Annotated in this window: 19 protein-coding genes; 6 read left to right on the top strand and 13 right to left on the bottom strand. The window is 74.4% G+C overall.

All coding sequences use genetic code 11. From position 1 onward, the window contains the following. Positions 1-323 (bottom strand): LysR family transcriptional regulator (locus tag C3486_RS20945; protein WP_146075025.1); only part of this gene is annotated, 323 nt, incomplete at its 3' end. A gap of 279 nt (positions 324-602) precedes the next feature. On the opposite strand from C3486_RS20945, the gene C3486_RS20940 reads away from it, so the two are divergent. Next, a complete protein-coding gene (locus C3486_RS20940) occupies positions 603-1865 on the top strand; it encodes an arginine deiminase (RefSeq protein WP_103834272.1) in 1263 nt (420 codons plus the stop codon). Between the two features lie 17 nt (positions 1866-1882). Here C3486_RS20940 and C3486_RS20935 read toward each other — a convergent pair whose 3' ends face one another. Genes C3486_RS20935 through C3486_RS20925 form a run of 3 tightly spaced genes read right to left on the bottom strand, consistent with a single transcriptional unit; the run spans position 1883 to position 5678 of the window. After that, positions 1883-3388 (bottom strand): mannitol dehydrogenase family protein, encoded by a 1506-nt coding sequence (locus C3486_RS20935; RefSeq protein WP_103834271.1) that lies wholly within the window; start codon positions 3386-3388, stop codon positions 1883-1885. 47 nt (positions 3389-3435) lie between these two features. Further along, positions 3436-4659, bottom strand: coding sequence for a D-mannonate dehydratase ManD (gene manD, locus C3486_RS20930; RefSeq protein ID WP_103834270.1), 1224 nt, complete (start codon positions 4657-4659; stop codon positions 3436-3438). After that, entirely contained in the window at positions 4659-5678 is a 1020-nt protein-coding gene (locus C3486_RS20925; protein WP_103834269.1) for a LacI family DNA-binding transcriptional regulator, read from the bottom strand. The genes manD (C3486_RS20930) and C3486_RS20925 overlap by 1 nt, the downstream gene beginning before the upstream one ends. Positions 5679-5831: 153 nt before the next feature. Here C3486_RS20925 and C3486_RS20920 point away from each other — a divergent pair, with 153 nt between their 5' ends. Then, complete coding sequence (locus C3486_RS20920) at positions 5832-6074, top strand: DUF6411 family protein (protein WP_103834268.1); 243 nt, start codon at positions 5832-5834, stop codon at positions 6072-6074. A gap of 16 nt (positions 6075-6090) precedes the next feature. Here C3486_RS20920 and C3486_RS20915 read toward each other — a convergent pair whose 3' ends face one another. Beyond that, the gene (locus tag C3486_RS20915) at positions 6091-7017 is read right to left on the bottom strand and encodes a LysR family transcriptional regulator (RefSeq protein ID WP_103834267.1); all 927 of its coding nucleotides are present in this window, start codon (positions 7015-7017) and stop codon (positions 6091-6093) included. 89 nt (positions 7018-7106) lie between these two features. Here C3486_RS20915 and C3486_RS20910 point away from each other — a divergent pair, with 89 nt between their 5' ends. From C3486_RS20910 to C3486_RS20900, 3 genes are all read left to right on the top strand, one after another. Further along, positions 7107-8063 carry a DMT family transporter gene (locus tag C3486_RS20910; protein ID WP_103834281.1) on the top strand — a complete coding sequence of 319 codons (957 nt, stop codon included), beginning with the start codon at positions 7107-7109 and terminating at the stop codon, positions 8061-8063. A gap of 183 nt (positions 8064-8246) precedes the next feature. Beyond that, positions 8247-9113, top strand: a complete 867-nt coding sequence (locus C3486_RS20905) for a DUF5707 domain-containing protein (protein WP_308461259.1) — start codon at positions 8247-8249, stop codon at positions 9111-9113. Between the two features lie 75 nt (positions 9114-9188). After that, complete coding sequence (locus C3486_RS20900) at positions 9189-10136, top strand: hypothetical protein (RefSeq protein ID WP_146075024.1); 948 nt, start codon at positions 9189-9191, stop codon at positions 10134-10136. On the opposite strand, the gene C3486_RS20895 is transcribed toward C3486_RS20900, so the two are convergent. The 4 genes from C3486_RS20895 to manD (C3486_RS20880) all read right to left on the bottom strand — a co-directional run bounded on the left by C3486_RS20895 (position 10099) and on the right by manD (C3486_RS20880) (position 15287). Beyond that, complete coding sequence (locus C3486_RS20895) at positions 10099-11142, bottom strand: L-idonate 5-dehydrogenase (RefSeq protein ID WP_103834264.1); 1044 nt, start codon at positions 11140-11142, stop codon at positions 10099-10101. The genes C3486_RS20900 and C3486_RS20895 overlap by 38 nt on opposite strands. Then, positions 11139-12536, bottom strand: coding sequence for an MFS transporter (locus tag C3486_RS20890; protein ID WP_103834263.1), 1398 nt, complete (start codon positions 12534-12536; stop codon positions 11139-11141). The genes C3486_RS20895 and C3486_RS20890 overlap by 4 nt, the downstream gene beginning before the upstream one ends. A gap of 76 nt (positions 12537-12612) precedes the next feature. Then, positions 12613-14073 carry a mannitol dehydrogenase family protein gene (locus C3486_RS20885; RefSeq protein WP_103834280.1) on the bottom strand — a complete coding sequence of 487 codons (1461 nt, stop codon included), beginning with the start codon at positions 14071-14073 and terminating at the stop codon, positions 12613-12615. Positions 14074-14078: 5 nt separating this feature from the next. After that, complete coding sequence (gene manD / locus C3486_RS20880) at positions 14079-15287, bottom strand: D-mannonate dehydratase ManD (RefSeq protein WP_103834262.1); 1209 nt, start codon at positions 15285-15287, stop codon at positions 14079-14081. A gap of 196 nt (positions 15288-15483) precedes the next feature. Here manD (C3486_RS20880) and C3486_RS20875 point away from each other — a divergent pair, with 196 nt between their 5' ends. Next, a complete protein-coding gene (locus C3486_RS20875) occupies positions 15484-16197 on the top strand; it encodes a GntR family transcriptional regulator (RefSeq protein ID WP_103834261.1) in 714 nt (237 codons plus the stop codon). 11 nt (positions 16198-16208) lie between these two features. Here the strand turns inward: C3486_RS20875 and C3486_RS20870 are convergent, their stop codons facing one another. Genes C3486_RS20870 through C3486_RS20855 form a run of 4 tightly spaced genes read right to left on the bottom strand, consistent with a single transcriptional unit; the run spans position 16209 to position 22025 of the window. Next, positions 16209-17876: a class I adenylate-forming enzyme family protein gene (locus C3486_RS20870; RefSeq protein ID WP_103834260.1), complete on the bottom strand. Its 1668-nt coding sequence runs from the start codon at positions 17874-17876 to the stop codon at positions 16209-16211. Continuing rightward, positions 17873-19564 (bottom strand): CoA transferase, encoded by a 1692-nt coding sequence (locus C3486_RS20865; protein ID WP_103834259.1) that lies wholly within the window; start codon positions 19562-19564, stop codon positions 17873-17875. The genes C3486_RS20870 and C3486_RS20865 overlap by 4 nt, the downstream gene beginning before the upstream one ends. Continuing rightward, entirely contained in the window at positions 19561-20412 is an 852-nt protein-coding gene (locus tag C3486_RS20860; RefSeq protein ID WP_103834279.1) for a class I SAM-dependent methyltransferase, read from the bottom strand. The genes C3486_RS20865 and C3486_RS20860 overlap by 4 nt, the downstream gene beginning before the upstream one ends. Positions 20413-20447: 35 nt before the next feature. Continuing rightward, positions 20448-22025 (bottom strand): class I adenylate-forming enzyme family protein, encoded by a 1578-nt coding sequence (locus C3486_RS20855; protein WP_103834258.1) that lies wholly within the window; start codon positions 22023-22025, stop codon positions 20448-20450. Between the last annotated feature and the right edge of the window lies 1 nt (position 22026).

The following is a 22026-nucleotide window of genomic DNA, read 5'->3' as shown; positions in this document are numbered from 1 at the left end:
TTGGCGAGGAGGTAATAGTCGGCGTTGCGCAGCACACCGAACGTGGCGGTGCCGCCGCCCAGCGAGCCGAGGGAACGCACCGCCCGGACGCCGCCGTCCGCGGCCCGCAGCGCCTCCTGCGCGTACGGCAGCAGTTCGCGCCCGGCCGCGGTGAGGGTGAGCCGGCGGCTGCCGCGGACGAACAGCTCGGCGTCCAGTTCCTCTTCGAGGCGGCGTACCAGCTCCGACACGGACGCCTGCGCGATCTCCATGGCGCCGGCCGCCGCGGTGAAGGAGCCGAGCCGCTCCGCCTCGGCGAAAGCGCGTAGCTGTGTGAGCGTCATGCTGCCGCCCGCCGGGTGCCGGGGAGTGCTGCGGCCGGGCCGGCCGGGGTGCGCGGAAGGCGGCGACCGCCTGGGGGAAGAGCAGCGCCGCAGGCGTTCGTCCTGGTCATGCGCGGCACTATAGGCCAGCCCCAGGGCGCGTCACGCGGCGGTGGGTGCGGTCCCGGGTGCGGCCCGGCGGTGACACGTACGACGCGCGACAGCGGGACGAAAAGGGTGAAACGGGCTGCTGAGGCGTTAGGTTTCTCAGGCCCGCGCAGGCTCGTCGACAGGGACGTCATGAGCAGTACCGACACCACGCACCGCCCGGCCTTCGGGGTCCACTCCGAGGTCGGCAGGCTCCGCAGGGTGCTGGTCTGCGCACCCGGTCTCGCGCACCACCGCCTCACCCCCACCAACTCCGGCGACCTGCTCTTCGACGACGTCATGTGGGTGCAGAACGCCCAGCGCGACCACGCGGACTTCGTCAGCAAGCTCCGGCAGGGCGGCGTGGAGGTCATCGAGCTGCACGACCTGCTCGCCGGGACCCTGGCCGTGCCCGGGGCCACTGAATGGCTGCTGGACCGGAAGATCACCGCGAACGAGGTCGGGCTCGGCCTCGTCGAGGACACCCGCGCCTTCCTGCTCACCCTGCCGGCCGCGCAGCTCGCCGCGTACCTGATCGGCGGGCTGGCCACAGCCGACCTGCCGGAGGAGTTCCGCTCCGGGTACCTGGCGCTGGCCCGCGAGGCGACCGGCGCGCGCGAGTACCTGATGCCCCCGCTGCCCAACACGCTCTACACCCGCGACACCACCTGCTGGCTCTACGGCGGCGTGACCCTCAATCCGCTGTACTGGCCCGCACGGCACGCCGAGACCCTGCTGATGAAGGCGGTGTACACCTTCCACCCGGACTTCAAGGACGCCACCGTGTGGTGGGGCGACCCCGAACGGGACTGGGGCCAGGCCAGCTTCGAGGGCGGCGACATCATGCCGGTGGGCAACGGCGTCGTCCTGATGGGGATGAGCGAGCGCACCTCGCGTCAGGCCATCACCCAGGTGGCCGCCGCGCTGTTCGAGCAGGGCGCGGCCCGGCACGTCATCGTCGCCGGCATGCCCAGGCTCCGCTCGGCGATGCACCTGGACACCGTCTTCACCTTCGCCGACCGGGACATCGTCACGCTCTACCCGAAGATCATGGACGCGGTGCACACCTTCTCGCTCCGGCCCGCCGACCGGGCACCCGGCTACGAGATCACCGACGAGGGCACCACCCCCTTCGTCGACGTGGTCGCCAAGGCGCTGGGGCTGGACGGACTGCGGGTGATCGAGACCGGTGGCGACGAGTACGCCTCCGAGCGGCAGCAGTGGGACAGCGGCAACAACGCCGTCGCGCTGGAACCCGGCGTCGTCTTCACCTACGACCGCAACACCACCACCAACTCCCTGCTGCGCAGGGCGGGTGTCGAGGTGATCACCATCGTGGGGGCCGAACTCGGCCGGGGCCGCGGCGGCGGGCACTGCATGACCTGCCCGCTCCTCCGCGACCCCGTCGCCTTCTGAGGGCCGGGTGACGCGGGTCAGGCACCGGCCTCCTCGGCTGCCGCACGTGGCCCGCCGGCCTGGATCAGATCGATGAACTCGCCGATGCGACGGGCGAATTCGGGATGCTCCGGCAGCTCGTCGCCGAGGAGCCCGTCGGCCAGCACGGCGGCCGCGAAGGACGGCCCGTCACCGGTACGGGCGCGCAGCGCGGCCAGCCGTTCGCGGGCCGGGTCCGCCATCGCGGCCGCGTGCTCGCCGGGGTCGAAGCCGGCCGCCGGGGCGAGGCAGCACAGGTACCCGGCGACGGTGAGCGCGAGGTGGTGCGGCATCCGCCCGGCCCGCAGGTGGAGCAGTGCGGGGTCCGGGACGCGCTGGCGCAGCTTCGCCGAACCGTCCGAGCCGACCTGGCGGGTGCGATGGCCGAGCGCCGAATTGGCCCAGCGGGTGAACAGCTGCTCCACGTACGCGTCCAGGTCGACGCCGTCGGGGACGGTGAGGCTCGGCAGGTACTCGTCCCGCAGCACCGCGCGGGCCGCCGCCGTGACGAACGGCTGCGCGGTGGACTGCGGGATGGTGTCGCAGCCGGCCAGGGCACCCAGGTAGGCGATGAGCGAGTGGGTGCCGTTGAGCAGCCGCACCTTGAGCAGTTCGTACGGCTCCACGTCGTCGGTGAAGAGCGCGCCGCCGGCCTCCCAGGCGGGACGTGAGGCGGCGAAGCGGTCCTCCAGCACCCACATGGTGAACGGCTCGGCGGGCACCGGGACGTCGTCGCGCAGCCCGAGCGCACCGGCGACCGCGGCGCGCTCCGCGTCCGTCGTCGCGGGCACGATCCGGTCGACCATGGTGTGGGGGAAGGCGACGTTCCCCGCGGCCATCCAGGCGCCGAGCTCGTCGCGCTCGCCGGCCGGCAGGTGGGCGACGAACTCCTCGACCAGGCGGCGCGTGTGATTGCCGTTGCCGACCAGGTTGTCGCAGCTCACCACGGTCACCGGGGCGCCATGAGTGGCCGCGCGCGCCTGGAGGGCACGCACGATGCGCCCGAGGGTGGACTGCGGCGCGGTGCGGTTGCCGCGCAGGTCGGCGCGGACCGCGGGGTGGTCCAGGTCGAGGCCGCCGGTACGGGGTGAGTAGGTGTAGCCGTGCTCGGTGACGGTCAGGGACACCACGCGGGTGCCGGGCGCCGCGAGCGCCTGCTGCACCTGCTCGGGCTCGTGGGCTGCGACGAGTACACCGGTGTGCACGGCCGGAATGGAGCAGCGCAGTCCATCGGGGGAGACCTCGGCGACGGTGTAGCGCAGGTCCTGGGCGCGCAGCGCGTCGGCCACGGCGGCGGACCGGCCGGCGACGCCGAGGATGCCCCACGGCCCCGCCTCGCGAGCCAGCGCCGCCGCGGTGTACACGGCCTGGTGGGCGCGGTGGAAGTTGCCGAGGCCGAGGTGGACGATGCCGGTGTCGGCGGGGGTGAGGGTGCGGTGGTGCGACAGCGCGCCGGCCGGTGCGGTGGCGGCGGTCAGGCGGGCGGTGCGGGCGGCGGTGGTCATGGGGGAGGGGTGTCCTTGCGTTCGTGCGGCGGGCGGTGGCGGCCGTGTCACCAGTCGGTCAGGGAACCGTCCCGGCGGCGGGCCACGGGCAGGTAGGCGGGCTGGTACGGATGACGGTCCGCCAGTTCCTCGTCCACCTCGACGCCCAGACCGGGCGCGTCACCCGGGTGCAGATGGCCGTCCTCGTACGACCAGGCGTGCCGGAACACCTCGTGCACCAGCGGGTCGTAGCCCATGTACTCCTGGATGGCGAAGTTCGGGGTGGCAAGGCCGACATGGAGGGAGGCGGCCAGCGCGACGGGGGAGACGTCCGAGGGGCCGTGCGGGCCGAGCCTGACCTGCCAGACGTCGGCGAGCGCCGCGATGCGGCGCAGATGGCTGATGCCGCCGGCGTGCGTGACGCAGCAGCGCACGTAGTCGATGAGCTGCTCGGTGATCAGGCTCTGGCACTCCCATACCGTGTTGAAGACCTCGCCGATGGCGAGCGGCACGGTGGTCCTGGCGCGGACGGTGCGCAGCACCTCCTGGTTCTCGGCCGGGGTGACGTCCTCCAGCCAGAACAGGCCCAGCTCCTCCAGTGAACGGCCCAGGCGCGCCGCCTCGTTGGGGGTGAGGCGGTGGTGCGCGTCGTGCAGCAGCGCGACCTCGGGGCCGAGGTGGGCGCGGGCCGCCGCCAGCGCCTCGGGGGCGTGCCGCAGATAGGCGTCGGTGTCCCAGACCTCCTCGGCGGGCAGGGCGCCGCGCCCCGCCGGCTCGTACGCGGCGCCGTCCCGCTCGACGCCGTAGACGACGTCGAGGCCCGGGACGCCGGTCTGGGCGCGTACGGCCCGGAAGCCCTCGGCAAGCCGGGCGTCGAGCGAGTCCAGCAGCCGGGGCACGTCCCAGCCGGTGGCGTGGGTGTAGCAGAGGACCCGGTCGCGTACCGCGCCGCCGAGCAGCTGGTACACCGGCAGGCCCGCCGCCTTGCCCTTGATGTCCCACAGGGCCAGGTCCACCGCGCCGATGGCGGTCATGGTGACCGGGCCGCGCCGCCAGTAGGCGCCGCGGTAGAGGTACTGCCAGGTGTCCTCGATGCGCGCGGGGTCGCGGCCGAGGAGGAGCGGGACGAGATGGTCGCGGAGGTAGGCGGCGACGGCCAGTTCGCGGCCGTTGAGGGTGGCGTCGCCCCAGCCGGTGAGCCCCTGCTCGGTGGTGACCTTGAGGGTGACGTAGTTGCGGGTCGGGCTGGTGACCAGGACGTCGACGGCGGCTATGCGGTCGGGCTTGCTCATCAGGGGCGCTCCGGGGTGGTGGGAGTGGCCTTCGGCGCGGGGCCGGTGGAGCCGCGGACGTGCAGCTGGGTGGCGAGCCGCAGGGTCTCCGGCGGGGTGCGGGGGCCGGCGAGGGCGGCGGAGATCCGCTCCACGGCGTTCGCGCCGGCCCGTGCCATGGGCACGGCGACGCTGGTCAGCGCCGGGTGCGAGGCGGCCGCGAAGGGGATGTCGTCGAAGCCGACGACGCTGAGGTCTTCGGGGACGCGCACGCCGAGGGGCCGGGCGCCGGCCAGGATGCCCAGGGCCACCAGGTCGTTGTGGGCCAGTACGGCGGTGGCGCCGGAGGCGAGCACGCTCGCCGCGGCCGCCGTGCCGCCTTCCATGGTCTCCGACTGCCGCCCCAGCACGTCCAGTTCGAGCCCGGCGGCCGCCGTCAGCTCACGGGCCAGCGCGACGCGGTGGGCGTTGGACCAGGAGTGGGCCGAGCCCTGGACGTAGGCGAGCCGGCGGTGGCCGAGCGCCGCCAGGTACTCCACGGTCTGGCGCAGCCCGTCGCGCGCGTCGGCGAGCACGCAGTCGGCCCGCTCGGTCTCCCGGTTGACCAGGACCACCGGGGTGCCGCCGCACAGGTCGGTCACCTCGTCGGCGGCCAGCCGCGGGGAACAGACGATCAGCCCGGCCGCGCGCTCGCTGAGGTACCCGATCAGCTCGCGCTCGCGTTCGGGCGCGAAGTCGGTGTCGGCCACGACGACCGCGGAGCGGCGGTGCCAGCCCTCGCGCTGCGCGCTCTTGACGAAGGACCCGAAGACGGGGTTCGCCACGTCCGGGACGATCACCGCGATGGTGTCCTGCTGGACGGCCCTGGCCCCGCCGCCGCCCGCGCGGCCCTGCGGTGCCCGGTACCCGATCTCCCGCGCCGCTTCGACAACCTTGCGCAAGGTTTCCGGGCCCAGCCGGTCCGGATCGCTGAACGCGCGGGACGCGGTGGACAGGGCGACGCCCGCGCGTGTGGCCACGTCCGTGAGGGTGGGGGCCACCTTGCCTCCTGAGGGGTGTCGTGCTGCCGCAGGGGCGCGGCGCGGTGCCGTGGATCGGCCCGCCTCATGCTCGGCAATGTTGCGCAAGCTTGTCAATGGTTTGCCGAGAAGTGGCGGGGCAGACGGGACGTACGCCTCGACCAAGGAGCCTTCATGATGATTCTCGGCATTGTCGCCGTATGTGTTGTTCTGGCAGTCCTGGCCTTCTTCGTGCCCCGGCTGTCCCGCCGCCCCCAGAGCGGCGCCCAGCGCACCCTCAACGCCGGATCGCGGGCCGGCGGCAAGGCGCCCGGACTGCTGGGCCGCCTCCTCAGCATGCCGTTCCGCAGCAGCTCCAAGGCGGTGGGGCGCAGCGGCTCCGCCGGCCGCCGGGCCCGCGGCCGGATGCCGTTCTGACGCCGGCCGGCCGCGGTCAGCCGGCCGCCGGGGCGCCGAGCCGCACGGCGCGGGCGGCGGCGGCCCGTAGCGCCGCCAGCCCCCGGGCGATGCTCTCCTGCTCCTCGCTCCCGCGGCGCACGCAGGTCAGTACGCGGCGCGACGGCCGCGGATCGCCGTGCACCGGCACGCGGACCACGCCCGGGTGGCCCGAGGTGGACACCAGGCGCGGTACGAGGCAGACCCCGAGGCCGTGCGCGACCAGCGACAGCACCGCCTGCCACTCGTCGGCGTGGTGCGTCATGCGGGGCGCGAAGCCGGCCGCGGTGCACAGCGCCCGGGTGAGCCGCTCCTGATCGTGGTGCGCGGAGATCCATTCCTCGGTCGCGGCGTCGAGCAGGGTGATCCCCGTGCGGCCGGCGAGACGGTGCCCGGCGGGCACCACCAGGTCCTGCAGCTCGTCGAGCAACGGCCGCTGCACGAACCGCGGATCGTCCAGCGCCGGACTGTCCGCCAGCGGTATCAGCACCGCGATGTCCAGCTGCCCGGGGAGCAGCTGCCGGAAGCTCTCGGCGGTGTCGGTCTCGCCGATGTGCGTCTCGACGGCCTCCTCCGCGGTGCGCAGCTCCGCGGCGACCGGCGCCAGCAGGGCGCCCACGCTGGACGCGAACCCGCCGATGCGCAGCGTGCGGTACGGGCTGCGGGCGTGCCGACCGAGGTCCGCCCTGACCCGTTCCCACTGCGCGTACAGCTCATCGGCGTGGCCGAGCAGGACGTGCCCGGCGTCCGTGATGCGCACCTGCCGGCCCTCCCGCCGCAGGATCTCCACGCCCACCTCGCCGGCGAGCTGGCGGAGCTGCTGGGAGATGGCGGACGGTGAGAGGTGCAGCGCCTCGGCCGTGGCGGTCACCGTGCCCTGCGCATGCAGGACGCGCAGGGTCTGGAGGAGCCGCAGATCCATCATGCGGGCATTCAACCATGCAGCCGCACGGCACGATCCTGTGCGGAAACTTGCGATGGACCTGCACGATGTGGCGGCGGCACGCTGGCCTCATGGCCGGACCGAAGAACGCCCTGGTGACAGACGACGCCGCCCCGGTGGGCGAGGCCGCCGCCGGACGGGCCGTACGCCGGCGGCGCGGCCGGCGCGTCCCGGCACCCGCGCTCGTGCTGGGCAGTGTGTGCAGCGTCCAGGTCGGCCAGGCCCTCGGAAAGGGGCTGTTCGGCACCGTCGGGGGCCCGTGGGGAGCGGTGGCGCTGCGGCTGGGCCTCGCCGCGGTGCTGCTGCTCGCGGTGTGGCGGCCCCGGCTGCCGGAACGGCGCGGCGACCTCCTCGCCGTCCTCGCCCTCGGCACCGCGATAGCCGGCATGAACCTGGTGTACCCGGCGCTGCGCCACCTGCCCCTCGGTGCCGCGGTGACCATCCAGCTCACCGGGCCACTGGTGGTATCGCTGCTGGCCGTACGGCGACGGCGTGACGCGGCCTGGGGCCTGCTGGCCGTCGTCGGCCTCTTCCTCTTCACCGATCCCGGCTCGGCCCGTTCGCTGCCGCTCATCGGGGTAGCGTTCGCGGTGGCCTCCGCCGTCGCCATGGGCACGTACCTGCTGCTCAGCCGGCGCGTCGGGGCGCGGATGACCGGCGGCGGTCCGCTGGCGCTCGCCGTCGCCTGGGCCGCGCTGCTCTCCCTGCCGGCCGGCGTGGCCGACAGCGGCACACGGCTGCTGGCCCCCGCCGCCCTGGCCCTCGGGCTGCTGGTCGCCGTCCTCTCCGCCGCGGTGCCCTACTCCCTGGAGCTGACCGCGCTGCGCCGGCTCCCCGCCCGGACGGTCGGGGTGCTGCAGAGCCTGGAGCCCGTGGTGGCGGGGCTGGCCGGGACGGTGCTGCTGGACGAGACGCTGTCGGCGGCGCAGTGGGCGGCCACCGGCTGCATCGCCCTCGCCTCGGCGGGTGCCGTCTCCAGTACGGCCCGGCGGCCGGACGGGAGCGAGCAAATCGGTGCTTACCGGTGAAGGGCCGCTTGTTGGCGAAGAGTTCATCTTTTTTGGCTTGCTCGTACAACCTTTCGGTTACCTCGATGATCTTCCCCGTCGAGTCAACAGACTCCTCGAATCACGGGTCCACCGGAGCACCCGGCTCCAGGGCCCCTTCTCCACTTGGGGAAACACATGCGTAGACGCGCCACTGTCGCCGCCGTGAGCGGTGCTCTGGCCCTTTCCGCCCTCGTGATACCGGCCGCGCAGGCCGACGCCGGACCGACGGGTGACGCCGCTGCGGCCGCGAAGGCGGCACAGGAGGCGGCCGTGCAGCAGGCCGCCCCGGCGAAGCAGAAGGCCGTGCCGTCCGCCCTGCGGGCCGCCGAGGCCACCGACCCCACGATCTCCGACGTCGTCGTCAACGGCGGCAAGGACGTGGTGGTCGGCACCACCAACACCAAGACGGTGACGGTCACCTTCACCGCCACCGACGACTCGGGGATCTACTCGGCCACGGCCCTCCTGTGGCACGGCGGTTCCACCTTCGACGACATGGACACCGGCGTCGTCCCGAACGAGGACGAGGCCACCTGCACGGCCACCTCGGCCACCACGGCCAAGTGCGAGCAGACGTTCACGTTCGACCCGCAGTACCACCTGACCAACGCCGCGGCCGGCACCTGGAAGGTGTGGGCGCTCGCGCAGGGCAACGACTACGGCTACATCCAGAAGGACAACGTGAAGTCCTTCTCGGTGAAGCGCTACGCCAAGCTCACCACGAACGCCTCGCCCGAGCCGGTCACCAAGGGCAGGACCATCACCATCACCGGCTCGCTGACCCGGGCCAACTGGGACACGTCCAAGTACGCGGGCTACACCCAGCAGTCGGTGAAGCTCCAGTCGCGTCCCGCGAGCGGCTCCACGTACTCCACGCTCAAGACGTACACCTCCGGCAGTGGTTCGACCGCGGGCCAGGTGAAGACCACCCGCACGGCCACCACCGACACCTGCTGGCGGTACAACTTCGCGGGCACCTCCACCACCCCGGCGGTGGTCTCCACCGGCGACTGCGTCGACGTGCGCTGATCACGCCACCCTTCGCGGCCCGCTCCTCCGGGAGCGGGCCGTAACCTCCTCCGGCGGCGCCTCGTTGCCGATGATGTGACAAGTACGACCGCCGGAGCGCTGGCTCCGCCGGAGGTGACCGCGCCGGACGGCGCCTGTGCGGGGACGGGCTGGAGCGCCGTGGCGTCGGCGCCCGCCAATTCCCAGCTCGCCGGCGTCCTCGCGGGCTTCGTGTTCGCCGGGTTCGTCATGATCCTCACCGAACGCCGGACGAGCCCGCTCCGGACCGCCACGCTGCGATTATTCATCGCCGGGTTCATCGTCCTGGCGCTCGACAGCTATGCCTTCTCGCTGCTCACCGGGGACGTCGCGACAGGCGCGTGCGGCCGCGTGTGGACCGAGTCCCTCATCGCCAGCGGCATGCTGGTCGTCGGCGCCGTCGCCGTGATCAGCGGCATGGCCTGGCTGCTCGCCTCGTACGAGGAGCCGGCGGAGAGCCCGGCCGGCGGGACGGGCGCCGAGGGCATGCGAGCACTGGAGCGGCTGCTCCGGAGATCCGTGTACGGCATCGCGGTGCTGACCGTGCTGCTGCTCTCCACCGCCGCGCACGACTACGTCCACGTGGTCTACGACGGCCGCCGGGCCCCGTGGTGGGCGTCCTGGGTGTCGCCCCTCTACGTACTGCTGGTGGGCGCCGCGATGACCGTGACCGTGTGGCGGCGGCAGCGGGGGCAGACGCGCCGCATCGGGGACCAGGCGGTGCGGCGCAGCGAACTGCCGGTCGCGTTCGTCTGCGCGGTCTCCTACGCCGTCTTCGGCACGGCGGCCATAGGGGTCACCACCAGTACGCCGGTCAGCGCGTGGAACCCGGTCCCCGCCGCGGTGGCCGCGTGCACGGTCGGGATCGTGCTGATCATGCCCGTCCCGACCGTGCTGGCCCTCCTGTACGCCATGCCGCGCGCGGCCACCGGCCTGCCCGGTCAGCGCGCCCCTGACGCCGGGCCGGTCAGTGCCCCGGACCCCGGCGGCCCAGACGCAGCATGACCTTGCTGCTGCCGCTGGTGCGGTCGGCGGCGACGGCCAGCGCCCGGTCCGCCTCCGCCAGGCCGAAGCGGTGGGTGATGACCGGGGACACGTCGAGGCCCTCGTGCATGGCCTGCAGCGCGTCGTCGATCTCCTCGGCGAAGCGGAACGAGCCGATCCAGGTGATCTCCCGGCTGACCAGGTCGCCGAGGGCCGCCGGGGCCGCCGCGCCGGGGAGGTTGCCGACCTGGACGAGCGTGCCGCCGCGCGCGGTCGCCCGCAGCACCGGGCCGAGCGCGGCCGGGGCGCCCGACGCCTCGAAGACCAGCTCCACGTCGCCCGGAAGGGCTTCTCCCGCGCCGAGGTCCACCGTCTCGTCCGCGCCCATCGCCCGCGCCACCGCGAGGGACGCGGGGGCGAGGTCGGCGGCGATCACCGCGGCGGCCCCGCGGTGCCTGGCCGCGGCCACCACCAGCGAACCGATCGGCCCGGCCCCGTTGACCAGCACCGTCTTCCCGCGCACGTCCCCGGCACGGTGCACGGCGTGCATCGCCACGGCCAACGGCTCGGCGAGCGCGCCGTGTTCGGTGCTCACGTTCTCCGGCAGCGGCCGTACCTGCGCCGCGCGGACCACCCGGTACTCGCTGAACGCGCCGTCCGTGTGCGGATGGAGCGCGGCCGACCCGAAGTAGCGGACCCGCGGGTAGAGGTTGGTGCGGCCGGCCAGCCGCTCGGGCAGCGGCTCGTCGCCGACCGGCGTCGCCGGGTGGACGGTGACCGGCAGACCCTCCGGGAGGCCGGTGACGCCCTCGCCGAGGGCCGCGATCCGGCCCGCGACCTCGTGCCCGAGGACCAGCGGGTCCTTGAGCACGGCCGTGCCGGTGCCACCGTGCTTCCAGTAGCCGATGTCGGAGCCGCAGATGCCGCCCCACTCCATGGCCAGCAGGACTTCTCCCGGGCCCGGCACCGGGTCGGGACGCTCGTCGATCCGGACGTCACCGGGGCCGTGCACGACAACGGACTTCATATGGCGTCCTCCAGACGCACCAGGTCACGCCCGCGCGATTCGGGGGCGAGGACGATGGAGACGAGGGTGATGAGCGAGTAGCCGACGAGCATCGCGGCGACCGGCCACCAGCTGCCGGTGACGGCGGTGAGCGTGGCCGCGGCGACGGGGCCGATGGCGGTGGCGAGGATGCCGCCGATCTCCTTGGCGAGCGCGAGCTGGGTGAAGCGGGTCCGGGCGCCGAAGAGTTCGGCCATCGTCACGCTCTCCAGCGAGAACAGGCCCAGCACACCGACGTTGAGACCGACGATCATGCCCGCCATGATCCCGGCGGTGCTGCCGGAGGCGATGAGGAACATCACCGGGAACGCCAGCACGATGGTCAGCACGGTCAGCGCCATGTAGAGCGGACGGCGGCCGAAGCGGTCGCCGAGCAGGCCGATCAGCGGCACCGTGGCGAAGCCGATCAGCGAGCCGTACACGATCGCGTCGGTCGGCACGGACCGGTCGGCGCCCAGCGTGGTGGCGATGTAGCCGACCAGGAACGTCTGGACGAGGCCGGAGTTGCCCGCCTGCCCGAAGCGCAGGCCGAGGGAGAGGAAGAACGCCTTGCCCTTGCGCTGGCGCAGGCCCGCTTCCAGGACGCTCTCCCGGCGCTCCCCGACGGCGCCGCTCTCGACCGCCGAGGCGACCTCGGCGCGGGACATCGCCACGCCGTCCACCACGTCGGCCCGCTCCTCGAAGACCGGGCTCTCCTTGAGGTTGCGGCGCAGCCACACGGCGAAGAGCAGCAGGGCGAAGCTCAGCAGGAACGGCAGCCGCCAGCCCCAGGAGACCAGCTGGTCCTCGCTCAGCACGGCGAGCAGCACCGCCCACAGGCCGGAGGCGGCCAGCGTGCCGGAGTTGGTGCCGAGGGACACCAGGGACGAGATCAGGCCGCGGCGCTCGGCCGGCGCGTACTCGGCCAGCATGACCGTGGCCCCGGCGATCTCGGCGCCGGCCCCGAAGCCCTGGATGAGCCGCAGGGCGACCAGCAGGACCGGCGCGAAGATGCCGATCATGCTGTACGTGGGCAGTACGCCGATCAGCGTGGTGGAGGCGCCCATCAGCAGGATGGTGAGGAAGAGGACCTTCTTGCGGCCGATGCGGTCGCCCATCCGGCCGAAGTAGAGCGCGCCGGCGAGCCGGGCCACGTAGCCGACGCCGTACGTCGCCATGGCCGCGATCAGGCCGATCGCGGGGCTGACGTCGGGGAAGAAGACCTTGTTGAAGACGATGGCGGCCGCCAGCGAGTAGAGCTGGAAGTCCATGAACTCCATGGCGGTGCCGAGCCAGCCGGATACGGCTGCCCTGGTGAGGTCGCGGGTGGTTCTCCGCGCGGGGCCTGCGGCCTCCGTCTGTGTCGTGTCCGTCATGAGGAACTCCGTTGTTCTCTGGCCGTGCGGGAGCGGGCGGGGACGGGAGTGCGGGCTTTCCGGGCCGGTCGGCGGATCAGAGCTCGACGCGGCCGGCGCGCAGGGCGGGGAGCCGGGCCGCGACCGCGGTGACCAGGCCGGGATCGTCGGCCAGGTCGGCGGCGCCGAGCACCCGGAGCAGCCGCCGGACCGTGTCCTCGGCGTCCGTGCCCTCCGGCCAGCAGCGGCCGAGGGCCTCGGCGGCGGGGTCCGTCGTGCCGAAGAGCTGTCCGCCGCCGGGCGCCGGGCGGGTGGCGTTCGCCCAGGCGGCCAGCGCGAGTTCGAGCACGGGGGTGGCGGCGGAGGCGGCGCGGAGCGTGCGCAGCGCGTCCAGCCACCGCTCGGGGATCTTCAGCGAGCCGTCCGAGCCGATCTGCCGCAGCAGGTGCCGCACGCCGGGGTTGCGGAACCGCTCGACCAGGTCACCGGCGTAGGCCGCCGGGTCCGGGCCGCCCGCGGGCAGCGTCGGGGCGACCTCGGCGCACAGGCCGCGCACCAGCCGCTCGCCCCAGTCGGTGGCCAGGGTGTCGGCGATGGTCGCCAGGCCCGCTGCCGAGCCGAGGTGGGCCAGCGCGGAGTGCGACCCGTTGAGCAGCCGCAACTTGGTGAGCTGGTACGGCACCACGTCGGGCACGAAGAGGGCGCCGTCCAGCTGCCACGGGGGCCGCGGCCCGGCGAACGCGTCCTCCAGGACCCACTGCCGGTACGGCTCGCCGACGACGGGCAGCGCGTCGCGCACGCCCAGCGCGGCCTCGGCCGCCTGCCGGTCGGCGTCCGTGGCCGCCGGCACGATGCGGTCCACGATGGTCGAGGGGAAGGTGACCGAGCCGGCCATCCAGTCGAGTACGGCCTGCCGGTCGGGCCAGGGCGCCGCCGCGACGAAATCGCGGACGGCCCGGCCGAGCGCGGCACCGTTGGCCGCCATGTTGTCGCAGGACACGACGGAGACGGGGGCACCGCCGGCGCGCATCCGCGCGGCGAGGCCCGCGGCGATCCGGCCGATGACGGTGGTGAGCGCCGCCGTGCTGTCCGCCGCGAGGTCGGCGGCGACCGCCGGGGCCGAGGTGTCCAGCGCGCCGGTGTCCGGACGCCGGTGGTAGCCCTTCTCCGTGATCGTCAGGGTCAGCACCGAGACGTCCGGAGCGGTGAGCAGCGTGTCCAGCCGGGCGGCGTCGGGCCGCATGGCCAGCGCCTCGACCAGCGCGCCGGAGACCCGGGTGACGGTGTCCGCGGGGCGCAGCTCGGTCAGCGAGTACAGGCAGTCCTGGGCCCGCAGTCCGGCCGCGGTCCCGGCCGAGCGCGGGGCGACGGCGGCGATGCCCCACGGCTCGCCGGAGCGGTACGCGGCGTTCTCCGTGTAGCGGGCCTGGTGCGCCCGGTGGAAGGCGCCGAGGCCGAAATGGACGATGCGGGGCCGGAGTTCGCGGGGGTCGACGGGCGGCCGCAGGTGTGCCGGGATGCGGGGGAGTGCCGCGAGGTTCAGTGCGGGGGCGGGCATGGCGGTCACCAGTCGTGCACCGAGCCGTCGAGGCGGCGCGCGACGGGCAGGTAACGGGCCCGGTACGGGAAGCGCTCGGCGGCCTTCTCGTCGTACTCGACGCCGAGGCCGGGCTCCTCGGACACGTGCAGCATGCCGTCGTCGAAGGTCACCCCGCTGCGGAAGACCTCGCCCGTCTCGTCCGCGTGCTCCATGTACTCCTGGATGCCGAAGTTCGGGACCGCGGTGTCGAGGTGGACGGCGGCGGCGAGGGTGACCGGCGAGAGGTCGGTCGCGCCGTGCGAGCCGGTCCGCACCTGGTACAGCGCGGCCAGGTCGAAGATCCGGCGCAGATGGGTGATGCCGCCCGCGTGCACGACGCTGGTGCGGACGTAGTCGATCAGCTGCTCGGTGATCAGGTGCTGGACGTCCCACACCGAGTTCAGCACCTCGCCGACCGCGACCGGTGTGGTGGTGTGCTGCCGGATCAGGCGGAAGGACTCCTGGTTCTCGGCCGGCGTCGGGTCCTCCATCCAGAACAGCCGGCACTCCTCGATCTGTTTGCCGAAGCGGGCCGCCTCGATGGGGGTGAGCCGGTGGTGCACGTCGTGCAGCAGGTGGAAGCCGAAGCCGAAGCGCTCGCGGACCGCTTCCAGGTAGCCGGGCGCGAAGCGGAGGTACGCCTCGGTGTCCCAGGGCTGCTCCTCGGGGAGCGCGGAGGCGGCGGGCTCGTACACCTTGCCCTTGCGCACGCCGTAGGTGCCGCCCACGTCCGGGACGGCGGCCTGCGCGCGCACGGCCTTGTAGCCGAGGCCGAGGAAGCGGTCCACGTCGTCCAGCAGTGCCGCGGTGTCGGTGCCGCTGGCGTGCCCGTAGACCATGACGCCGTCGCGCGAGCGGCCGCCGAGCAGCTGGTACAGCGGCAGCCCCGCGACCTTGCCCTTGATGTCCCACAGGGCGGTGTCGACGGCCGCGACGGCGGTCATGGTGACCGGGCCGCGGCGCCAGTACGCGCCCTTGTACAGGTACTGCCAGATGTCCTCGATACGCGCCGGGTCTTTGCCGATCAGCAGCGGTACGACGTGGTCCCGCAGGTAGCTCGCCACGGCCAGCTCGCGGCCGTTCAGGGTGGCGTCGCCCAGGCCGGTCACGCCGTCCGACGTGGTGATGCGCAGGGTGACGAAGGTGCGCCCCGGTGAGGCGACGAACACCTCGGCACGCTCGATCTTGCTCACGGAAATCTTGCTCCTTCGGGATACGCGCCGCGTCGGCGGGCGGCGCACGCCGGCCAGGCCATACGCGCACGAACGCCCGGACGACTGATCGACCAGCACTGGTATACAAGCACTGGTCGTACAGGTGCGCAATACTTTCGAAACACCGATCGACCTGCGAGGGGGCGAGAGCCGCCCACCCCGATACGATGAGCCCATGGCCCGATCGAACCGGCAGCGCACCAGCCGCCGCGCCGTCTACGACACGCTGCGCCGCAAGGTGCTGACCCTTGAGCTCCCACCGGGCGCCGCGCTGTCCGAGAACGAGCTCGCCGCGTCCCTCGGCGTGAGCCGGACCCCGGTCAGGGAGAGCCTGATCCTCCTGTCCCAGGAGGGCCTGGTGCAGATCTTTCCGCAGGTCGGATCGTTCGTCTCGCGCGTGGACCCGGCCAAGGTGGCCGACGCGCAGTTCCTCCGGGAGGCGGTGGAGCTGGCCGCGCTCGACGACCTCCCGGCCGAGCTCGACGCCGACCTGGTCGAGGAGCTGCGCGGCAACCTCGCCGAGCAGCGGCGGCCGGGCCTCGGCCTGGAGGAGTTCTTCGAGCTGGACGAGGCGTTCCACCACGCCCTGCTGCGGCTGAGCGGCCACGGCAGCGCCTGGGCGACCGTCGTCTCGGCCAAGGGCCACCTGGACCGGGCGCGCCGGCTCGGCCTCTACGAGACGGCCTCGCCGGAGGGGTTCGCGGCGCAGCACGTCGAGATCTTCGACGCGGTGCTCGCGGGCGACGCCGAGCTGGTCCGCACCGCGATGCGCAGCCACCTCCGCGCGGTCTTCGACGACGTCGAGCGGGTACGCGCCCGTTCTCCCGAGCTGTTCGCGAAGGACACCGGCTCGGTGCCGGTGCGCCGCAACGTCGTCGTCTGGGAGTGACGCACAGCCCCTCAGCGGGCCCGCACGGGCAGTGGCAGCCGCGCGGCGCGTGACGCGAGCGTACGGCGGCAGACCTTGCCGGTAGGGCCGAGCGGCATCTCCCGTACGGGCAGCAGCAGTTCGGGCAGCTTGCGGCGTTCGAGACCGCGGTCCTCCAGGAAGGCGGTCAGCTCCGGCAGCGTCGGTGCGGGCGTGCCGGGCGCCGCGCGGACGCAGACGCACAGCCGCTCGCCCAGGTCCGGGTCCGGCACGGGCACGCAGACCGCCTCGGCGACACCGGGATGGGCCGCCACCTCCCGCTCCACCTCGGCGGGGCTGATGTTGTAGCCGCCGCGCACCACCAGCTGCCGGAGCCGGCCGAGCACGTGCAGCCGGCCCTCGGCGTCCAGCAGCCCCAGGTCGCCGGTGCGGACCCAGCCGGCCGCGGTGCGGTAGCGGGCGTCGAGGTCCGGGGCCGCGACGTAGCACAGCGGGGTCATCGGGCCCCGGGCGCGGATCTCGCCCGGCTGTCCGGCCGGCAGGACGGTGCCGTCGTCGGCGGTGACGCGGATCTCCGCCACCGCCGGATCGGGGCGGCCGGTGCCGGCCTCCGGCGTGAGGCCGGTCGTCGCGGTGTGGCAGTTCACGCCGTCCGAGGAGCCGTAGACGGCGATGACCGGGCGGCCGAAGCGCCGGCGGCAGGCCGCGGCGGTGGACGGCGGCAGCGCGGCGCCGCTGGCGACGAGGGCCCGCAGACCGGTGAAGTCCTCGCCCGGCAGCGGCGGATGGTCGGCGAGGCGGCGGAGCATGGTCGGCACGCCGAGGACATGCGTGGGACGGTGCTCGGTGATCATCCGGAGGGCGCCGGCCGGGTCGAAGGACTCCTGGACGAGCAGGGTCCCGCCGAGCGCGGCGACCGTGACGGGCGTACCGCACGAGCCGAACGACGAGGCCAGCGGCACGAGGACGAGGTGCCGGGGCGGCGTGTGGCCGGGGTGCAGTGCCCTGACGTACGCGGCCCGGCCGCCGGCCAGTGCGTTGTGCGAGTAGGCGACCATCTTCGGCTCGGCCTCGGAACCCGAGGAGACCAGGATGCGCGCGGGGGAGTCGGGATCGGGGGCGGCCGGCGGGCGGAACGGCGGCGGCAGCGGACCGGTGCGGTCGCCACCGGGGGAGGGGAGCGGACGGGCGCCGGGGCAGGCGTCACCGGTGGTGAACACCGCGCGCAAATACGGCAGGTGCTCGCGCAGCGCGACGTCCGCCGCGGCGGAGAAGACGGCGCCGCGGGCCCGGGAGCGGCCCAGCAGGCTGAGGGTGTCCCGGGTGCCGCGGCCGGCCGGGTACGGCAGGGACACCGCGCCGATCGCCGCGACCGCCAGCTCCGCCGCCACCGCGTCCCGGCCGTTCGGCAGGCGGAGCGCGACGATGTCCCGCTCGCCCAGCCCGGCCGCGGTGAACGCGGCGGCCACGCACCGCACCCGGGCCGCGAGCCCGGCGTAGTCCAGCACGCCCGCCGCGTCGATCACCGCGGCGCGGCCCGGATGCCGCCGCACGTGCTCGGCGAAGAGGCTGTACAGGTCGCGGTCCGGGCAGTGACCGCGCGCCGCCCAGGCACGCCGGTCCCGCGCCGGCACCAGGTCGCGCAGGACGATCCCGTCCCGCGAGGTCCACACGGCCGCGGGGGCCTCGGTCGTCGTCATGAGAACTCCCAGGGGGCACGCGGGAACACGTGCTCAGCGGTGGCGAGCGCTTCGCGGAAGGCCGGGGCGCGCGGCAGGTCACGCAGGTCGGTGCAGACCGGCGTCGCGGTCAGGCCCGCCTCGCGCAGCAGGGGCGACCAGTAGCCGGTCGGGTGGACGCGGAAGCGGAGGAGGGTCGCGGCGAGGTCCGCCGAGGCGCCGGGACCGGTGATCCGCGCGACCAGCTCCGGCCGGGCGCGGGCCTCCGGACCCAGCGCGAGATAGCCGTCAGCGGTCCGCAGCGGACGGTCCAGCGGCGACCACTCGACCCGTCTCCGGCGGCGCGGGATCACCGCGGCGGCGGACAGTAGCGAGGAGTCGACGCGCCCGCCGTGCCCCGTACGGATACGGGTGAGCAGTGCGGCCAGCACCCCCTGGGCGCACACCAGCCCGCCCAGCACGTCCGTGAGCGTCATCAGGGACGGCACGGGCGCCTCGTCGGCGGGGCGCAGCGCCGCGGCCAGGCCGCTGCGGGCCTGCACCAGGAAGTCGGTGCCCACCGGGGGCCGCGGCCCGAGCGCGTCGCCCCAGCCGGAGGCCCAGGCGTACACCAGCCCCGGCCGGGTACGGCGCAGGTCCTCGGCGTCCAGCCGCAGCTGCGCCGCCTTGCCCGGTGCCCAGTTGTGCAGGAAGACGTCGGCCCGCGCGACCAGGTCGTGCACCTCGCGCCGTCCGGCGTCGGTCGTGATGTCGACCTCCGCGACGGTCTTCTCCGCGTTGAGCGCGCTGAACCGCGCCGAGCAGGTGCCCGCCATCGGCGGGATGCCGCGCATGGGGTCGCCGCCCGGCGGCTCGATGCGCATCACCTGCGCGCCGAGCAGCCGGAGCACGTGCCCGGCGAGCGGGCCCTGCACGCGCCGCGTCGACTCCACGACCCGCAGCCCGTCGAGCGGCAGCGCCACCGCCGGCCGGGGCCGGGCGGCAGCGCGCTCCGGGAACGGCGTACGGCTCCACGGCCGGATGCCCATCGGCGGGAACGGGTCCTCGCGGACGGCCAGCACGCTGACGCCCGCCCGTCCCGCCGCGTGCCGCACGGCCCGGAACGGCACCCGCGCCACCGCCTCGTGCAGGGTGACGGGCAGCGGACAGGTGGCGGTCGCGAAGCGCTGCTGGAACGGGAGCCAGCCGCGGCTGACGTCGGCCGGGGGCGCGCCGAGCAGCCGCCAGAAGTCCTGCCAGCGGTGCGGGTCCAGGGTCTCGAACTCGAAGAGCACCCCGTCCGACGTGGCCCACGAGCAGTCGCCCGGTTCGAGGGACTCCGGCGCGTCGTCGGCGGTCGCGGCCGCGAGGTACTGCGTGACGGCCAGCAGTGCCGCCTGCGCGACCGAGGTACGGGCCCGGTCCAGCGCGAGGCCCCGGGACCGCGCGATCAGCACGGCCAGCGCGCCCTGCGCCGCCAGCACCCCGGCCACCGCCGACGCGTAGTCGACGGCCAGCGGCGCGGGCCGGCCGGCCGCACGGCCGTGCACGTGCATGATGCCGCAGGCCGCCTGGACGGACCGCTCGTCGGACAGCGGCAGACGGACCGGACCCGCCCAGTCGATCTCGTACGTGGCGCGCCCTGCGCGGGGCGCGTCCGCGAGGTCCAGGGCGCGCGCCGCGACGCGCCCCGCGACGGCGGCCCGGTCGTGGGGCGGGGGCCCGGTCATGCGCCCGCCCCCGTCGCCGGGCGGCGCCCCTGGGTCGAGTACAGGACGCTGGAGGCCGCACGGAAGGACGGGTCCCGCATCACCGCCCGCACCTCGGCGAGTTCACCCTCGGTCATCCCCGCGGCGAGCAGCTTGTCCCGCAGGTGGTAGGTGTGGTGCAGCTGGAGCCGGAGCCCGGCCGAGCGGGCGTGCCGCACCTCGATGAAGGGCTGCGGGTCGATGTCGACGAGCCCGGCGGCCCGCATGGCAGCGGGGACCTGGCGTCCCCAGTGCGGGTCGCCGCCGCCGGCCCGCATCGCCGCCGCCTTGGCCCGCAGGAAGGCGGCGTACAGCTCGGCGGAGCGCGCGTCCGGCGCGAGCAGCGGCGGTTCGTAGGAGGTGTCGAACTCGTCGATCTGCAGCACGCCGCCCGGCTTGAGGGCCCGTACCAGCTTGTCCAGCACGGCGCGCCGCTCCGGGAGGTGCTGGAGGACGAGCCGGGCCACGATGAGGTCGAAGGCCGCCTCGGGCAGCGGGTCGGCGGCCACGTCGTGCCGCACCACGGTCAGGTGCGGCGTCTCCGGGATGTGGTGCGGCTTGACGTCCGTCGCGGTCACCCGGCCGGACGGTGCGACGCGCGCCGCGAGCCAGCGCGCCACGCTGCCGCCGCCCGCGCCGACCTCCAGGCACCGCCAGCCGGCGCCGACGCCCGTCGCCGCCAGGCGGGCCAGCGTCACCGGGTCGTACGCGGCGGCCAGACAACGGTGCTGCTCCTGGCTGTGCGTGCTGTCGTTGTCGAAGACGTAACCGGGCAGGGCCTCCGGGGTCTGACGCACGGTCTTCGCCGCCTCTCCTGGGTGCGTCGGCATGGTGTGCACGTCCCTCCTCGCCGCCGGCCGCCCGGTCACGTCCACCGGCCGGAGCCGCAGGTGTCCGTACGGCCGGTGAGCCGGCGCCGCAGTGCCCCGCGGCGTACCTTGCCCGTGCCGGTACGCGGGACCTCGTCCCAGGTGAGGACGGTGGGCGGGCGGAGCGTGGGGAGGTCGCGCACCGCCTCCTGCCAGCGGGCCCGGTCCAGCGTGCCGTCCGCGGTGACCACCACGGGCAGCGGCGGTTCGCCGGGCGCCGCGAGCAGGACGCACTCCAGGACCTGCGGCAGCCGGTCCTCCACGGCGTCCTCCGTGGCCAGACAGCTCAGCTCGGGCGTGCGGTCGACCTCCCGGTCGAGCAGCCGGACGCTGCCGTCGCGCCGCAGGATGCCGACGTCCCCGGTGTTCCACCAGCCGCCGTGCTGCTTCGCCGTCCAGCGGCCGTCCTCGCCGACGTACGCGAGGCCGCGGGCCGCGGTCCTGGCCAGCACCAGGCCCGCCCGGCCGCGCGGCAGCGGCGCGAGCGTCTCGGGATCGACCACCCGCAGCCGGGTCTTGAAGGGCACGGGGCGGCCGAGGTTGCGGGCGTCCGCGCCGTCGCCGCCGTCCGCGACGGACCGGCGGGTGTGGAAGCGGAACGTCAACGGGCCGGTCTCGGTCTGTCCCCAGCCCTGCATCCACAGCGCCCCGCGATGGGCGCTGGCGCCCAAGTAGGCGCGGATGGTGGGCGGATGCACCGCGTCGTAGGTGCTGATGAAGAGCCGGACCTGCCGGAAGGGATTGTCCAGGCGGGCGGTGAGCGGCCGGAAGCGGACGAAGGAGGCGGGCAGCGCCTCCACGATCGTGGGCGGACAGGCCCGCAGCAGCGGGTCGGCGGCGTCCGGGTCCTGGCCGGTGACGACGCAGATCCGCCGCGGGGCCAGGCACAGCGCGCTCGCGGTCCAGCAGAACGTCCGGCCGTGGGCGAAGGAGTTGGCGTTCAGCAGGGTGTCGTCGCGCCGCACCCCGATCCTCGGGTAGCGCACGGTCTCGAAGCGGGCCAGCTTGCGGATGATCGTGCGGGTCGAGTGGACCACCAGCTTGGGCACGCCCGTGGTGCCGGAGGTGTGGTTGATGACCAGCGGCTCGTCGTCGTGCCGGCGGCGGGGGCCCGGTACGGGATGCCCCTGGAGGCTTTCGAGGCCGAGGGTGCCGGGTAACTCGCCGTCCAGCAGCACGCAGGCGTCCGCGGCCGGCAGCAGGTCGGTGCCGCCGGCCCGGCAGCGTTCCAGCACGCCCGAGGAGGTCACGAGCAGGGAGGGGCGCAGCCGTTCGAGGAGCAGCCGCAGGCTCTCCGCGGGCAGCTCCCCGGAGAGCTGCGCCGGCAGCGCGCCGATGCGGACGGCGGCGCAGGCCAGCAGGTCGTAGTCCCAGTGGTTGTCCTTCACGATCGCGACCCGGTCCCCGGGACGCGCCCCGGCGGCGGCCAGCCGCCCGGCCATGTCCTGGACCAGCGCGGCCAGCGCGGCGACGGAGTGTGCCGTACCGGCCTCCGGCGCGATGTCGAACGGCCGGTCCAGCAGGACCTCCGTCGCGTGGCCCCGCTCGGCGCACTCGTCGAACAGGACCCCCATG

This window comes from Streptomyces sp. Ru73 (assembly GCF_002920575.1).
In the GTDB taxonomy this organism is placed as follows: Bacteria; Actinomycetota; Actinomycetes; order Streptomycetales; family Streptomycetaceae; genus Streptomyces.
This window is presented reverse-complemented; position numbering and strand designations above follow the sequence as displayed.

Excerpts from the sequence above, each read along its gene's own strand:
- C3486_RS20940 (WP_103834272.1), top strand. The coding sequence starts at position 603 with ATGAGCAGTACCGACACCACGCACCGCCCGGCCTTCGGGGTCCACTCC.
- C3486_RS20885 (WP_103834280.1), bottom strand. The coding sequence starts at position 14,073 with ATGCCCGCCCCCGCACTGAACCTCGCGGCACTCCCCCGCATCCCGGCA.
- C3486_RS20935 (WP_103834271.1), bottom strand. The coding sequence starts at position 3,388 with ATGACCACCGCCGCCCGCACCGCCCGCCTGACCGCCGCCACCGCACCG.
- C3486_RS20920 (WP_103834268.1), top strand. The coding sequence starts at position 5,832 with ATGATGATTCTCGGCATTGTCGCCGTATGTGTTGTTCTGGCAGTCCTG.
- C3486_RS20860 (WP_103834279.1), bottom strand. The coding sequence starts at position 20,412 with ATGCCGACGCACCCAGGAGAGGCGGCGAAGACCGTGCGTCAGACCCCG.
- C3486_RS20870 (WP_103834260.1), bottom strand. The coding sequence starts at position 17,876 with ATGACGACGACCGAGGCCCCCGCGGCCGTGTGGACCTCGCGGGACGGG.
- manD (WP_103834270.1), bottom strand. The coding sequence starts at position 4,659 with ATGAGCAAGCCCGACCGCATAGCCGCCGTCGACGTCCTGGTCACCAGC.
- C3486_RS20895 (WP_103834264.1), bottom strand. The coding sequence starts at position 11,142 with ATGAAGTCCGTTGTCGTGCACGGCCCCGGTGACGTCCGGATCGACGAG.
- C3486_RS20855 (WP_103834258.1), bottom strand. The coding sequence starts at position 22,025 with ATGGGGGTCCTGTTCGACGAGTGCGCCGAGCGGGGCCACGCGACGGAG.
- C3486_RS20865 (WP_103834259.1), bottom strand. The coding sequence starts at position 19,564 with ATGACCGGGCCCCCGCCCCACGACCGGGCCGCCGTCGCGGGGCGCGTC.
- C3486_RS20875 (WP_103834261.1), top strand. The coding sequence starts at position 15,484 with ATGGCCCGATCGAACCGGCAGCGCACCAGCCGCCGCGCCGTCTACGAC.
- C3486_RS20915 (WP_103834267.1), bottom strand. The coding sequence starts at position 7,017 with ATGATGGATCTGCGGCTCCTCCAGACCCTGCGCGTCCTGCATGCGCAG.
- C3486_RS20890 (WP_103834263.1), bottom strand. The coding sequence starts at position 12,536 with ATGACGGACACGACACAGACGGAGGCCGCAGGCCCCGCGCGGAGAACC.
- C3486_RS20910 (WP_103834281.1), top strand. The coding sequence starts at position 7,107 with ATGGCCGGACCGAAGAACGCCCTGGTGACAGACGACGCCGCCCCGGTG.